General features: G+C 67.8%; 17 protein-coding genes. 6 read left to right on the top strand and 11 right to left on the bottom strand.

The features are described 5' to 3' along the window. The first annotated feature begins 3 nt into the window (after window positions 1-3). Entirely contained in the window at window positions 4-1365 is a 1362-nt protein-coding gene (locus PGN12_10955; GenBank protein ID MEH3104414.1) for a HAMP domain-containing sensor histidine kinase, read from the top strand. 140 nt (window positions 1366-1505) lie between these two features. Here the strand turns inward: PGN12_10955 and PGN12_10960 are convergent, their stop codons facing one another. The 8 genes from PGN12_10960 to PGN12_10995 all read right to left on the bottom strand — a co-directional run bounded on the left by PGN12_10960 (window position 1506) and on the right by PGN12_10995 (window position 4367). Further along, complete coding sequence (locus PGN12_10960) at window positions 1506-1925, bottom strand: SufE family protein (protein MEH3104415.1); 420 nt, start codon at window positions 1923-1925, stop codon at window positions 1506-1508. Window positions 1926-1965: 40 nt separating this feature from the next. Continuing rightward, window positions 1966-2199, bottom strand: coding sequence for a hypothetical protein (locus PGN12_10965; GenBank protein ID MEH3104416.1), 234 nt, complete (start codon window positions 2197-2199; stop codon window positions 1966-1968). Window positions 2200-2228: 29 nt separating this feature from the next. Next, window positions 2229-2447, bottom strand: coding sequence for a hypothetical protein (locus tag PGN12_10970; protein MEH3104417.1), 219 nt, complete (start codon window positions 2445-2447; stop codon window positions 2229-2231). A 62-nt stretch (window positions 2448-2509) separates the two neighbouring features. Further along, window positions 2510-2791, bottom strand: a complete 282-nt coding sequence (locus PGN12_10975) for a hypothetical protein (GenBank protein MEH3104418.1) — start codon at window positions 2789-2791, stop codon at window positions 2510-2512. 26 nt (window positions 2792-2817) lie between these two features. After that, window positions 2818-3198: an envelope stress response membrane protein PspC gene (pspC, locus tag PGN12_10980; GenBank protein MEH3104419.1), complete on the bottom strand. Its 381-nt coding sequence runs from the start codon at window positions 3196-3198 to the stop codon at window positions 2818-2820. Beyond that, the gene (gene pspB / locus PGN12_10985) at window positions 3198-3479 is read right to left on the bottom strand and encodes an envelope stress response membrane protein PspB (protein ID MEH3104420.1); all 282 of its coding nucleotides are present in this window, start codon (window positions 3477-3479) and stop codon (window positions 3198-3200) included. The genes pspC and pspB overlap by 1 nt, the downstream gene beginning before the upstream one ends. 1 nt (window position 3480) lies before the next feature. Then, a complete protein-coding gene (pspA, locus tag PGN12_10990) occupies window positions 3481-4143 on the bottom strand; it encodes a phage shock protein PspA (protein ID MEH3104421.1) in 663 nt (220 codons plus the stop codon). 86 nt (window positions 4144-4229) lie between these two features. Further along, entirely contained in the window at window positions 4230-4367 is a 138-nt protein-coding gene (locus PGN12_10995; GenBank protein ID MEH3104422.1) for a hypothetical protein, read from the bottom strand. Window positions 4368-4522: 155 nt separating this feature from the next. Here PGN12_10995 and pspF point away from each other — a divergent pair, with 155 nt between their 5' ends. The 5 genes from pspF to PGN12_11020 all read left to right on the top strand — a co-directional run bounded on the left by pspF (window position 4523) and on the right by PGN12_11020 (window position 10675). Beyond that, window positions 4523-5572, top strand: coding sequence for a phage shock protein operon transcriptional activator (gene pspF / locus PGN12_11000; protein ID MEH3104423.1), 1050 nt, complete (start codon window positions 4523-4525; stop codon window positions 5570-5572). 61 nt (window positions 5573-5633) lie between these two features. After that, window positions 5634-6245 (top strand): superoxide dismutase, encoded by a 612-nt coding sequence (locus tag PGN12_11005; protein MEH3104424.1) that lies wholly within the window; start codon window positions 5634-5636, stop codon window positions 6243-6245. A 205-nt stretch (window positions 6246-6450) separates the two neighbouring features. Next, window positions 6451-8544, top strand: a complete 2094-nt coding sequence (locus tag PGN12_11010; protein MEH3104425.1) for a TonB-dependent siderophore receptor — start codon at window positions 6451-6453, stop codon at window positions 8542-8544. Between the two features lie 383 nt (window positions 8545-8927). After that, the gene (locus PGN12_11015) at window positions 8928-9350 is read left to right on the top strand and encodes a hypothetical protein (GenBank protein MEH3104426.1); all 423 of its coding nucleotides are present in this window, start codon (window positions 8928-8930) and stop codon (window positions 9348-9350) included. Next, the gene (locus tag PGN12_11020) at window positions 9347-10675 is read left to right on the top strand and encodes a sorbosone dehydrogenase family protein (GenBank protein MEH3104427.1); all 1329 of its coding nucleotides are present in this window, start codon (window positions 9347-9349) and stop codon (window positions 10673-10675) included. Before PGN12_11015 ends, PGN12_11020 begins: the two co-directional genes overlap by 4 nt. Before the next feature lie 103 nt (window positions 10676-10778). Here the strand turns inward: PGN12_11020 and PGN12_11025 are convergent, their stop codons facing one another. The 3 genes from PGN12_11025 to PGN12_11035 are packed head-to-tail and all read right to left on the bottom strand — an operon-like array spanning window position 10779 to window position 13587. Then, the gene (locus PGN12_11025; protein ID MEH3104428.1) at window positions 10779-11483 is read right to left on the bottom strand and encodes a septation protein IspZ; all 705 of its coding nucleotides are present in this window, start codon (window positions 11481-11483) and stop codon (window positions 10779-10781) included. Beyond that, entirely contained in the window at window positions 11480-12412 is a 933-nt protein-coding gene (gene ftsY, locus PGN12_11030) for a signal recognition particle-docking protein FtsY (protein MEH3104429.1), read from the bottom strand. The genes PGN12_11025 and ftsY overlap by 4 nt, the downstream gene beginning before the upstream one ends. Further along, window positions 12409-13587, bottom strand: a complete 1179-nt coding sequence (locus PGN12_11035; GenBank protein ID MEH3104430.1) for a MiaB/RimO family radical SAM methylthiotransferase — start codon at window positions 13585-13587, stop codon at window positions 12409-12411. The genes ftsY and PGN12_11035 overlap by 4 nt, the downstream gene beginning before the upstream one ends. Window positions 13588-13596 lie beyond the last annotated feature (9 nt).

Consider the following 13596-nt stretch of genomic DNA (forward strand, 5'->3'; position numbering starts at 1 on the left):
ACGATGACCGAGGGCGAGGTTGGCCAGCCGCGCGCGAGCGGGTCGCTCTCGCGGCGGATGATCCTGATCGCGTTCGCGTGGATCGCCGCGCTGCTGGTCGGCGGGGGGTTCGCGCTCGATCGCGTGCTGGTCGGCGCGGTGACCGCCAATGCCGACGACCAGTTACAATATGTGCTGCGCTCGTTGCTGGCATCGGCGGAGATCGACCCGATCGGCGAGGTGCGCTTCAACCGCCAGCCGGCCGATCAGAGCTTCCTCGAACCCTATTCGGGACTGTACTGGCAAGTGTCGGCGCCCGGGCATGAGACGTTCCCGTCGCGGTCGCTGTGGGATCGCGAGCTGGCGTATGGGAAGCCGCATAGCGGGTCCGACATCCGCAAGTACGACAGCAGTCAGTTCCCCGACGAGAAATTGCGTGTGATCGAGCGCGACGTGACGCTGCCGGGCTCGAACGTCCGCTGGCGCTTTCAGGTCGCAAGCCGGGGCGATGCGCTGGAGGCGCAGATCGCGGTGTTGCGGCGGACGCTGGTGCGCAGTTTCGTTCTGTTGGGCGTCGGGCTGGCAGTGCTGGCGACCCTCCAGACCTTCTACGGGCTCTTGCCGCTGCGACGGCTGCGGCTGGAGATCGCCAAGATGCGCGCCGGGCGGTCGAACCGGATCAGCGGCGCGATGCCGCTGGAACTGCTGCCGATGGTCGAGGAACTCAATGCGCTGGTCGCGCACAACGAGACGCAGGCCGAGGAGGCGCGGCGTCATGCCGGTAATCTCGCACATGCGCTAAAGACGCCGCTGACCGTCATCATGAATGCCGCGACCGCGCAGTCCGACGATCTCGCCGATACCGTGATCCGCGAGGCGCGGACGATGCGGCGGCAGGTCGACCACCATCTGGCGCGCGCGCGCGCGGTGGGCCGGCGCGGGTCGGCGCACAGCCGCGCACAGGTGTGGCCGAGCGTCGAGTCGGTCGAGCGCGCGGTGCAGCGGCTCTATCCGCACGTCCGGATCGACATGAGCGGGCCGAAGGATCTGGTCGCGCATATCGAGCGGCAGGACCTCGACGAGATCATGGGCAATCTGGTCGAGAATGCCGCCAAATACGGCGGCGGCAGCGTGTTCGTGACCGTCGGCGCGCAGGCCGGGTTCGTCGAGATCCAGGTCGAGGACGACGGGATGGGGATTCCGGAGGCGGATCGCATCCGTATCTTCGACCGCGGAGTACGGCTGGATACCGGCAAGCCGGGAACCGGGCTGGGGCTGGCGATCGTGCGCGACGTCGCCGAAATCTACGACGGGACGGTGACGCTGGAGGAAAGCGAGGATCTGGGCGGGTTGCTGGTGCGGTTGCGGCTGCCGATGGCGGGGTGAGAGTTTTCGGATGGCGACCGCACATCTACCATCACCGTCATTCCCGCGAAGGCGGAAATCCAGAACCTCTGACCTTGCGCTTCTATCGACGGACCTGCGCGTCTGGATTCCCGCCTTCGCGGGAATGACGGTGGGCGAGGTCAGGCCCCGTAGCGCGCCGCGGTTTCGCGGATCAGGGCGATCATGTTCGGAATGCCCTGCGTGCGGTTCGAGCTGAGCTGCGCCTTCAGGTCGAACGAGGCCAGTTCGCCCTCGATATCGGTCGACAGGATTTGCGCGGGCGTCCGGTCCTGCACCGTCAGCAGCACCAGCGCGATGATACCCTTCGTGATGTGGGCGTTGCTGTCGGCGAGGAAGTGGAGCCGACCGTCGTCGCGGACCGCGGGATAGACCCAGACCGAGGCGGAGCAGCCGCGCACCAATGTCGCATCGGTCTTGAGCGCTTCCGGCATCGGCTCCAGCGTGCGGCCGAGGTCGACGAGCAAGCGGTAGCGGTCGTCGCCTTCGAGGAAGGCATATTCGTCGCGGACGTCGTCGAGCGTGGCAGCGGCTTCGGTCATGCCGGGCGCGCTACCGCCCCGGCGCGCCGCCCGCAACCGTTCAGAGGTCGACCCCGGCGGCGATCGCCTCCAGCTTGCGGATGCGCTCCTTGAGGTCGGCGATCTCGATCCGCGCGCCGGCGGCCGGGGCGGGGGCGGGTGCGCTGGCGAGCCGCATCTCCTGGCTTTTCAGCTGGAGCCAGCTGCGCCAGCCGTTCAGCGCGGCGAAGATCAGCATCGCCAGTCCGGCAAGCGACGCGACGGCGAGGGTGAGGGTGATCTGGGGATCGGACATGGCTGCCTTCTCCTGTGCTGGCGTTGAGGTCAGCGGTCGCGCAGCTCTTCGATCTGGCGTTCCAGATCGCTGCGGCCGTGTTGATCGGTGATGACGCGCTCCAGAACCGCGATGCGTTCCTTGAGCTGGCGGATGTCGTCGGGGGAGCGGCGATCGTCGACGAAGGCGTCCGGCTGTTGCGCCTTGATCGCCATCGCGCGCCATTTTTCCCGGCTGACCTTGCCGATGGTGACGATCATCACGATCATGACCACCATCGTTGCTACGGACCACGGCACGTTACTTCCTCCCTCTTTCGTCTTCGTTCGGTTCAGTTCAGCGGACGCTGGTCCGGCACGGTGCGCAGCGCGTCGATCTCGTCGGCGAGCGCCACGCCCTTGTCGGTGGCGATCCGTTCGAGCACCCGCACGCGCGCCTCGAGCCGTTCGGTCTGCGCCGCATATTGCGCCGCCTTCTCGGCGGTGCGCTCGGCATCGATCTCGAGCCGGCGGCGCTGGATCTCCAGCCACGGGCGGACGACCGTCGTGGCGATGATCGCGGTGATCGGGATCAGCAGCGCGAAGATCGGGATGAGTAGCGGACTGATGTTCATGACCTAACCCTTTGCTGACGCCGTGCTTACCGCAGGCTGTCGATTTCCTTGGCCAGCGAGGAATTGCGGCTGGTGTAGTGCAATTCGATATCGGCGAGCCGGCGGTCGATGTCGCGGAACTTGGCGCGGACCTCGGCGGTGGACCGCTTCGGATTGGCGCGGACACCCTGCCAGAATTTCTGGTCGTCATGGTCCTGATAGAGGCCGGTCGGCTTCGGATCGACGATCCAGGCGACGATCATATAGGCCAGCAGGATCCACCATTGCTGCGCGACGATCGTCAGCCCGGCGATCCCGAGGCGAACCCACAGGACCTCGATCCCGATGTAGTCGGCGATCCCGGCGCAAACGCCCTTCCACTTGCCGTTCTGCGGATCGAGATAGAAATTGGTGCGGCTGTCGGACATCAGTTCCTCCGCTGCGACGTGGGTTGATCGAGGCGATAGTCGGGGGCCGAGCGATAATCGGCGACTCCAGGGCGGAAATCGGGATTGTCGGCGGCGACGATCCGTTCGACGGTGTTGACGCGGTCCTCAAGCCGGCGGGCGAGATTATACATCTCGTCGAGCAATTGCTCGTCCTCCCCGGTCATCTTGGGCGCGGTCTTCCACTTGGTCACATAGTGCAGGATCAGCCACGGCAACCCGATCATGAATGCCAGAATGGCGATGACGCCGGTCAAATCCATCTCAACCCTCCTTGTTCAGGCGCTTCTTCAGCGCTTCGAGCTCGGCGTCGATCTTGTCGTTCGATCGCAGCTCGTTGAATTCATCCTCCAGCGACCGCGGCGTGAGGCCCATCGCCTCGGCGCGACCCTCCGCCTCGTCGGCGCGGCGTTCCAGGATCTCGAAGCGGCTGAACGCCTCGTGGGTCTTGGGGCCGTTCCACATCTCGCGCAGCCGCGCCTTGGTGTTGGCGCTCTCCAGCCGCGTCGCGATCGCATTCTGCTTGGCACGCGCCTCGCGCAACTTGTTTTGCAGCTTGGCGATATCCTCTTCGGAGGAGCGTAGCGCCTCGTCGAGCCCGGTGACTTCCTCGCGAAGCTGTGCGCCCATGTCGGCGGCCTTGCGACGCTCGACCAACGCTGCCTTGGCGAGATCCTCGCGGTTCTTGGACAGCGCCAGCTCGGCCTTTTCGGTCCAGCTCGCCTCCAGCTCCGCCAGCTTGGCGATGTGGCGGCGCATCTCCTTCTGGTCGGCGATGGTGCGGGCGGCGGAGGCGCGAACCTCGACCAGCGTGTCTTCCATCTCCGCGATGATGATGCGGACCATCTTGGCGGGATCGTCCGCACGGTCGAGCAACTCGGCCATATTGGCGGCGACGATGTCGCGAGTGCGGGAGAAAATGCCCATTCGATACGGACTCCTTGGGTATTCGCGCCTTCTTAGCGGATTGGACGGGGTACGGGGAGGGTCTGTTCCCGCACCCCGTCCTCCGCTCACGCGATCGTGCGGGCGGAAACAATGGGGGTGTTCGCCAGCGCCGTCGCCGGTCCGACCGCGCCGAGCACCATCGTGGCGCTGACGAGAACGGTGAGGGCGAGGGCGGCGAGCTTGCTGGTGAAGGTGGTGGTCATGGTGGAAACTCCCTGAATGCGTTGTCGCCAGAAGCATTGCAGGAGGCGTGCCAAATCGAATTTGTAGCGGAAATGCTGAACTTTTCCTTGTTCGGGCGGCAATTGCAAAAACTGATGGTTGCTATCGTCTGGCGAATTGCGCCAATCCTTGGTGCATGAAGCGCAGTACGCAGGTGATCGGTCAATCGGGCGTCTTCCTCGACGCGCTGGAGCGCGCGAGCCGCGCTGCGGCGCTCGATCGGCCGGTGCTGGTGATCGGCGAGCGCGGGACCGGCAAGGAGCTGGTCGCCGAGCGACTCCACCATCTCAGTCCGCGCTGGGATCAGCCGCTGGTGACGATGAACTGCGCGGCACTGCCGGAGACGCTGATCGAGGCGGAATTGTTCGGCCACGAGGCGGGGGCATTTACCGGCGCGTCCAAGGCGCGCGCGGGGCGGTTCGAGGAAGCCGATGGCGGAACGCTGTTCCTCGACGAACTCGGCACCTTGTCAATGGGCGCGCAGGAGCGGCTGCTGCGTGCGGTCGAATATGGCGAGGTGACGCGGATCGGCGCGTCGCGTCCGCTGCGCGTCGACGTGCGGATCGTCGCGGCGACCAACGAGCATCTGCCCGACCGGGTCGAGGACAATACGTTCCGCGCCGACCTGCTCGACCGGCTGTGCTTCGAGGTGGTGACGCTGCCGCCGCTGCGCGCGCGCAAGAGCGACATACCGGTGCTCGCCGATTTCTTCGGGCGGCGGATGTCGTCGGAGCTGGGGCGCGACGAATGGGCGGGCTTCTCGGCAGAGATGGAGGAAGCGATGCGCGACTATCGCTGGCCAGGCAACGTCCGCGAGTTGCGCAACGTCGTCGAGCGTGCGGTCTATCGCTGGGAGCGCGCCGGGCCGGTCGGCGCGATCGAGTTCGATCCGTTCGACTCGCCCTATCGGCCTTCCGGCGCGAACGGCAAGCGCCCGGCGGCGCCGCCCGCGCCTGCACCTACCGCACCGCCTTCCGGAGAGCAGGACGACGAGGAGGTCGCGGCCTGCGAGGTCGGGCCGTCCGACTTCAAGAGCCGGGTGGCGCTCTTCGAACGCGAATTGCTGACCAAGTCGCTCGCCGAGCATCGTTTCAACCAGCGCGCGACCGCCGAGGCGCTGGGCCTCAGCTACGACCAGCTCCGCCACGCGCTGCGGCGGCACGATCTGATCGGAGCGGTTGCGTAACGAGTGTCGTGGAGCCATTTGGGGCGCATCGCGTTGCCGACGCGAACCTTGAGGAGGATTTATGGCTTTCGAACTGCCGCCGCTGCCTTACGCCTATGACGCGCTGGAGCCGGTGATCTCCAAGGAGACGATGACCTTCCACCACGACAAGCATCATGCCGCCTACACCGCCAAGCTGAACGAGGGCGTCGCCGCCGATCCGTCGCTGGAAGGGCTGTCGATCGAGGACATTCTGGCGCGCGTCTCGTCGCTGCCGCCGCTGATCCGCAACAATGGCGGCGGGTTCTGGAACCACGACTTCTTCTGGAAGATCATGGGGCCGAAGGGCTCGACCCAGCCATCGGGCAAGCTGGCCGAGGCGATCGACGCTTATGGCGGGCTCGACAAGTTGAAGGAAGATTTCAACGGCAAGGGCGCGGGCCAGTTCGGTTCGGGTTGGGCGTGGGTGATCGCGGATTCGTCGGGGGCGTTGAAGGTGACGTCGACGCCGAACCAGGACAATCCGTTGATGGACGACGCCAAGGAGAAGGGCACGCCGATCCTGGGTAACGACGTGTGGGAGCACGCTTATTACCTGACCTACATGAACGATCGCCCCGGCTATCTGAAGGCGTGGTGGGACGTGGTGAACTGGGACGAGGCGGGGCGCCGGTACGACGCGGCGCACGGTTGAGCCCGAAAATAGCAACGACGAACGAGGCCCGGGGCGATCCCCGGGCCTTTTTCATGCGCGGCGGATCATGGTGGATGCGCCGTTAACGATCTTTTGAGAGCGGGAGCGATACGAGCGACCAGCCGCCGCCAACGGAGGGAAGAAGATCGTGCGTCGTCGTCCGAAACGCTCCGCCGCGATGATCGCCGGTCTGCCGCTCGCGCTGATGCTCGCGACGGCGTCGACGCCGGCCGCCGCCGATCCCGAGCCGACCGATCGGGACGACGTCACGGTCGAAGGCGTGCGGCAGCCGTACCGCGGCAGCTTCGCGCTACGCGAGATCCCGCAGGCGATCACCACGATCGATGCCGCGACCTTGCAGGAGAACAACATCCTGCGGCTGACCGACGCGCTGGACCTCAACGCCTCGGTCGCGCGGCAGAACACGCTGGGCGGGCTGTGGGACAGTTTCGCGGTGCGCGGCTTCGCCGGCGACGAAAATCTGCCGAGCGGCTATCTGGTCAACGGGTTCAACGCCGGACGCGGGTTCAGCGGGCAGCGCGACGTGGCCGGGATCGAGCGCGTCGAAGTGCTCAAGGGGCCGGCGGGAGCGGTGCTGGGGCGCGGCGAGCCGGGCGGATCGATCAATCTGGTGACCAAGCAGGCCGAGATCGGGCGGACGTTCGGCAGCGCGTCGCTGCAGTATCGCAGCTTCGACACGGTGCGCGCCGAAGGAGACGCGAACGTCGCGCTGACCGGCACGCTGACCGCGCGGCTGATCGGCTATGCGGAATCCGGCGATACGTTCCGCGATACGATCAGCCAGCGACGCTGGGGCTTCCTGCCGTCGATCGCGCTGGCGATCGGCGACGACACGCGGTTGATCTACGACATGGAGTGGACGCGGACCGCGGTGCCGTTCGATCGCGGGATCGTCGTGCTCGACAATGATTTCCATACCTTGCCGCGCTCGCGCTTCCTCGGCGAGCCGAGTGACGGCGATACGGTCGCGCGCGCCTTCGGTCACCAGTTGCGGCTCCAGCACGATTTCGGTGGCGGGTGGAGCCTGTTGCTCGGCGCGAGCCACCGCGACACCGACTTGTCAGGCGCCTCGTCCGACGCCGAAACCGCAACCGCACGGCAGAAGCTGTTCGTCGACGGCCATACCTTGTCGCGACAGCGCCGCACGCGCCGCTATACCTCGACGCATGACGTGTTCCGTGCCGAAGTGGCGGGGGAGTTCGCGACGGGCGGGGTGCGGCACCGGGTGCTGATCGGCGGCGATATCGATCATTTTGATACCGACCAGTATTTCACGCGCTTCCGCGGCCCCGTCGTCACTGCGTCGACCACCGACCGGCAGAGCTATGCGATCGATATCCGGAACCCGGTCTATGGCCGCTGGCCGGTGCCGACCGGCACCCCGACCACCGACCGGCTCGACGTGCAGCGCACGCTGGGCGGTTATGTTCAGGACCAGATCAGTCTCACCGAGCGCTTGCAGGTCCGCGTCGGCGGGCGTGTCGACAGCTTCCTGCTGCGCGTCGACAACCGGTTGCTGAACACCGAAGGCCGGCGCAGCCGCGCACGGTTCAGCCCGCAGGCCGGCATCGTCTATGAAGTGGCCGCGCCGCTGTCGCTCTATGCCGCCTATGGCGAAGGCTATCGCGCCAATATCGGCACCGATGCGCGCGGCGACGTCTTCGAGCCCGAAACCAGCAGATCGATCGAGGCGGGCGTGAAGCTGGCGGCGCTCGGCGGCCGATTGAGCGGGACGCTGGCAGTCTATCAGCTCGACAAGGCGAACGTGCTGGCGACCGATACCGCCAATCCCGGCTTCTCGGTCGCGATCGGCAAGGCGCGCAGCCGCGGGATCGAGCTGGACGTCAACGGGCAGTTGCCGGGGCGCGTGGACCTGTTGTTGAGCTACGCCTATACCGATGCCGAGGCGCGGTCGCGGGTGCGCGATCCCAATTTCTCGTTCCAGCTCCTGCCGGGCGATCCGCTCATCAACATCCCCAGGCACAATGCCAACGCGCAGATCGCCAGGCATGTGACATTCGGCGCTCGCGAGGCGTTGCTGGGGGCGGGGGTGCAATATGTCGGTGAGCGGAGCGGGCAGACCGGAACCGCGTTCACCTTGCCCGCGCATACGGTGGCGCGCGTGTTCGGCGAGGTCGATCTGACGCCCGATGCGGCGCTGTTCGCGTCGGTCAGCAATCTGTTCGACGCGCAATGGTATGCGAATAGCTATGCTCCGGTGTGGGTGCAGCCGGGCGCGCCGCGGACCGCGACGGTGGGGGTTCGCGCGCGGTTCTAGGGGCGAGTCGCGAAGTGGAGCGTCATCCGTCATCCGTCATCCGTCATGCCGGACCCTTCGACAAGCTCAGGAGAGCCTTGTTCCGGCATCCACCGTTCCGCCAGCACACAGGCCGTTGCTCTTGCGGGATGGTGGACCCCGGAACCAGTCCGGGGTGACGGAGGGCGATGGTTCGGGCGGGATGGATCACAACGAGGGCCGCGCGAGGCGAGGGAAACGCTTTTTCTCGGTCGAGCAGTACAGCGAGGCCCGTGCTTCGACAGGCTCAGCACGAACGGCGTGGGCGGGGCGAGGTATTCTCTGGCGATCGCAAGACGGGCAACCATGCGAGCGTGAAATCATTGTCGCTTCGAGCGCCCGCGTTCGGGCGTGCGGAGGCCCCCATGCTCGCACCCACCGCCGCGCCGTGGCGCATCCACCCGCTCCACGGCATCCTGCTCGCCTTCCCCGTGGCATTGTTTCCGGCGGCGCTGGCGGCGGACGTGACCTATCTGGGCAGCGCCGAGATGCAATGGTCGAACATGGCCGCCTGGGCGATCACCGGCGCGCTCGTGTTCGGCGCGCCGGCGCTGGCGTTGAGCGTGTTCGCGGCGCTGCGGCGGCGTGCGTCATGGCTGTATCCGCTGCTGCTGGGGCTGGCGTGGGTGGCCGGGTTGGTCAACGCCTTCCAGCATAGTCAGGACGCGTGGGCATCGGTTGGGGTCGGCGGGTTGTTGCTGTCGCTGGTGTCGAGCGGCGCGATACTGGCGGCGGGATGGCTGGCACTCGGCGCGCGCCGCGTGGTGGTGCGGGAGACGGTGCGATGAGCCGCGTCGTCGCCACCGTCGCCACGCTGACTCTGCTCACAGCCTGCGGGAGCCAGCCGGACGATGTTCGCCAGACCGGGCCGAACCCGCAGCTGCCTGCGCAGCAACCCTCGCTGATCCCGGCGATGAAGATCGCCAAGCCGACCGGCTGGGGCGATACCCGCCCGACCGTGCCGAAGGGCTTTGCGATCACCGCGGTCGCGACCGACCTGAAGGTGCCGCGGCAGATGCTGGTGCTGCCCAACGGCGACCTGCTGGTGGCGGAGGGCAAGGGCGGCCATGCGCCGAAGCTGCGGCCCAAGGACCTGATCGCCGGCTATATCAAGAGCCTCGGTACGACGAGCGTCAAGGGCGGGGACCGCATCACGTTGCTGCGCGACGCCGATGGCGACGGGCGGCCGGAGCTGCGCACCACGTTCATCGACAAGCTGGATGCGCCGTATGGCATGGCGCTGGTCGGCAATGAATTGTTCGTCGCAGAACAGGGCGCGCTCAAGCGCTTCGCCTATGTGCCGGGGGCGACCAGCATCACCACGCCGGCGTCGGTGGTGACCGAGCTGCCGTCGCGGATCAACCATCATTGGACCAAGTCGCTGGCGGCGAGTGCCGACGGGTCGAAACTCTACGTCGGGATCGGCTCGAACAGCAACGTCGGCGAGCGCGGGATGGAGGTCGAGCAGGATCGCGCCGTGGTATGGGAGATCGACCGCCAGACCGGCGCGCACCGCGCGATCGCGACCGGCATCCGCAATCCCACCGCGCTGGCGATCGAGCCGACCACCAATGCCTTGTGGAGCGTCGTCAACGAGCGTGACGAATTGGGGCCGCGGCTGGTGCCCGATTATCTGACGCAGGTGCGCGACGGGGCCTTCTACGGCTGGCCGTACAGTTACTATGGACGCAACGTCGATCCGCGCGCGCATCCGCAGCGACCCGATCTGGTCGCGACCGCGGTGGCGCCGGACTATGCGCTCGGCTCGCATGTCGCGGCGCTGGGGCTGTCGTTCGTGACCGGCGGCGGCTGGGGCGGGGCGTTCAGCGAGGGCGCGTTCGTCGGCGAGCATGGCAGCTGGAACCGGCAGGATCTGGCGGGTTACAAGGTCGTTTGGGTGCCGTTCGCCGGCGGGCGCCCGGCGGGTGAGCCGCGCGATCTGGTGACCGGGTTCATCGGGGCGGACGGCAAGGCGCGCGGTCGGCCGGTGGGCGTGCTCTACGACGCGCCGCGGCGGGCGTTGTTCATCGCGGACGATCTGTCGAACACGGTGTGGCGGGTGACGCCGGCGGTGACCAGCGCGGCGGTGGGGAGCGGCCGGGCGCGCGGTTGACGCCGGGTTGAGTCCGTCGCCCCGGACTTGATCCGGGGTCCCGCTTTCTTTCAACCCGCGGGCAAGAAGCGGGGCCCCGGATCAAGTCCGGGGCGACGGGGTGTTATCCCTCCGGCGGGACCGGCGGGGCGTCGTCGCCGAGCGTCAGGCCGTGGCGCATCAGCATCGGTACGTTGGCGATCGCGAACAGCATCGTCGCGGGGATCACCACCCACACCTTGTAGATCGCCCACAAATCCCAGCCGCGCTGCGCGCCGACCGCGACCGCCGCGCCGCGCCAGACCGCCTCGTTGAGGAACGCCATCACCACGAAGAACCACACCCAGTTGATCGTCAGCCGCCGCCAGCCGCTTTCGCGCAGGCCGGGATAGCTGCTGCCCATCAATTGCTGGAGCAACGGCCGGCCGGTCGCGACCCCGAAGCCGAGCACCGCGGCCAGCAGGGCGTAGACGATCGTCGGCTTCATCTGGATGAAGCGCGGGTCACGGAAATACATCGTCAATCCGCCGAACACGATCACCAGACCGGCCGAGATCAGCAGCATCGGCGGCACGCGCCCGAGCTTCACGCGCGCGATCACCAAAGCGACGACGCTGGCGAGCACGAACACCGCGGTGGCGAGGATCACGCGCGCGAGCAACAGCGCCTCGACCTGCTTGAGCGTCGAGAGCATCGGGGTGAAATGCGCGACGATCCCGCGCGCCGTCTCGGCGGGGACGAGGAAGTTGGCGGCGAAGAACAAGGCGAGCGGGCCGTAATCGACCAGCGCGCGGACGCCGCCGTGGCCGTCGTTCTGCGGCGTGCTCATCGTTGCTTGCCCCCGTCGATGCCGGCGATGATCCGGCTGACCTCGCGCGCGTCGAACGGGCGCAGGTCGTCCATCTGCTCGCCGACTCCGATCGCATGAATGGGCAGGCCGTAGCGCTCGGCCGCGGCGACCAGCACGCCGCCGCGCGCGGTGCCGTCGAGCTTGGTCATGACGAGGCCGGTGACGCCCGCGACCTCCTTGAACACCTCGATCTGGCTGAGCGCATTCTGTCCGGTGGTCGCGTCGAGCACCAGCAGCACGTCGTGTGGCGCGGCGGGGTTGAGGCGTCCGAGCACGCGGCGGATCTTCGCCAGCTCGTCCATCAACTCGCGCTTGTTCTGGAGCCGTCCGGCGGTGTCGACGATCAGCACGTCGGTGCCGATCGCGGTCGCCTGCTTCACTGCGTCCCAGACGATCCCGGCGGCATCGCCGCCCTCCGGCCCGGTGACGATCGGGACGCCGATCCGCTCCGCCCAGGTCTTGAGCTGGCCGATCGCGGCGGCGCGGAACGTGTCGCCGGCCGCGAGCATCACCGCATAATCCTGTTCGAGGAACAGATGCGCGAGCTTGGCGATCGTAGTGGTCTTGCCCGAGCCGTTGACGCCGATGACGAGGATCACCTGCGGGCGCGGGAAGGCGTCGATCCCGATCGGCTTGGCGACGTCGCGCAGCACCTTCTCGACCTCCTCGGCGACGACGAGCCGGATGCCGAGTTCCTCCATGTTGCGCTCGAACGTGCCCTCGGCCAGCCGGTTGCGGACCTTGGCGGCGGTGGCGGGGCCGAGGTCGGAGGCGATCAGCGCTTCCTCGACGGTGTCGAGCGTTGCCTCGTCGAGCCGCGCGCCGCCCAGCCCGGCGAGGTTGCCGACCAGCCGGTCGGAGGTGCGGCGAAAACCGCCCAGCAGCTTGTCGTGCCAGCTCGTGCTCATGCGAAGATTCCGGTCAGATGGTCGGGGGCGGCGGCGGTGATTTTTACCGCGACGATGCCGCCGATGGGAGAAGGGGCGGGCAGGCGCACCGCGGTGAAATCCGGCGCATGGCCGCGGTCGCCGGGCCTCTCGACCAGCACCGGCTGGACGGTGCCGACCTGCGCGGCGAGGCGGCGGACGAGCCGCGCAGCGGCGGCGGTGCGTAGCTGCGCCGCGCGATCGCGGGCGACGGCGGGGGCAACCTGCGGCATCCGCGCCGCCGGGGTGCCGCTGCGGGGTGAATAGGGGAAGACGTGTGCGTGGGTGATGTCGGCCTCGTCGATCAGGGCACGCGTGTTGGCGAACATCGCCTCGTCCTCGGTCGGGAAGCCGGCGATCAGGTCGGCGCCGATCGCGATGTCGCGCGCCGCCCTGAGCCGCTCGACCAGCCGCAGCACGTCGCCGCGCGTGTGCCGGCGGCGCATCCGCTTGAGGATCATGTCGTCGCCGGCCTGCACGGACAAATGAACGTGCGGCATCACGCGCGGCTCCTGCGTGAGCAAGGCGAGTAGCTGATCGTCGATCGCGGCGGGATCGAGCGAGGAGAGACGCAGGCGTTCGAGCGTCGGCACCTCGGCAAGCAACCGCTCGACCAGCGCGCCCAGCCGCGCGCCGCGATCGTCGTAGCTGGCGAGATCGACGCCGCTCAGCACCACCTCGCGCTGGCCTCCCTCGACCAGCGCGGCGATCTGCGGGATCACCGCCGCGATCGGCTCGGCGCGGTTGCGGCCGCGACCCTGCGGGATCGCGCAGAAGGTGCAATGATGGTCGCAGCCGTTCTGGACGCCGACAAACGCGCGGGTCTGCGGGAGCGGGCGCGGCGCGTTCGGGCGCGCGCCCCAGGTGGCGGGGAGCAGCTTGGCGGCGTTGCCGATCACGCGGTCGACTTCCGGCATCGCCGCGAAGCCGTCGCGGTCCATGTCGGAGGCGCAGCCGGTGACGATCAGCTCGGCGTCGGGGCGCGCGCGGCGCAGCCGGCGGATCGCGGCGCGGGTGTCCTTGACCGCCTGGTTGGTGACGCCGCAGCCGTTCACCACCACCTGCCCGCGACCCGCGAGCTGGCGGATCGCCGCGCTTTCGGCGATGTTGAGGCGGCAGCCGAGCGTCACGACCTCTGGCTGGGTGGAGAAGGACATGGCGGGCGA

The organism is Sphingomonas phyllosphaerae (assembly GCA_036946405.1).
Taxonomy (GTDB): Bacteria; Pseudomonadota; Alphaproteobacteria; order Sphingomonadales; family Sphingomonadaceae; genus Sphingomonas; species Sphingomonas phyllosphaerae_D.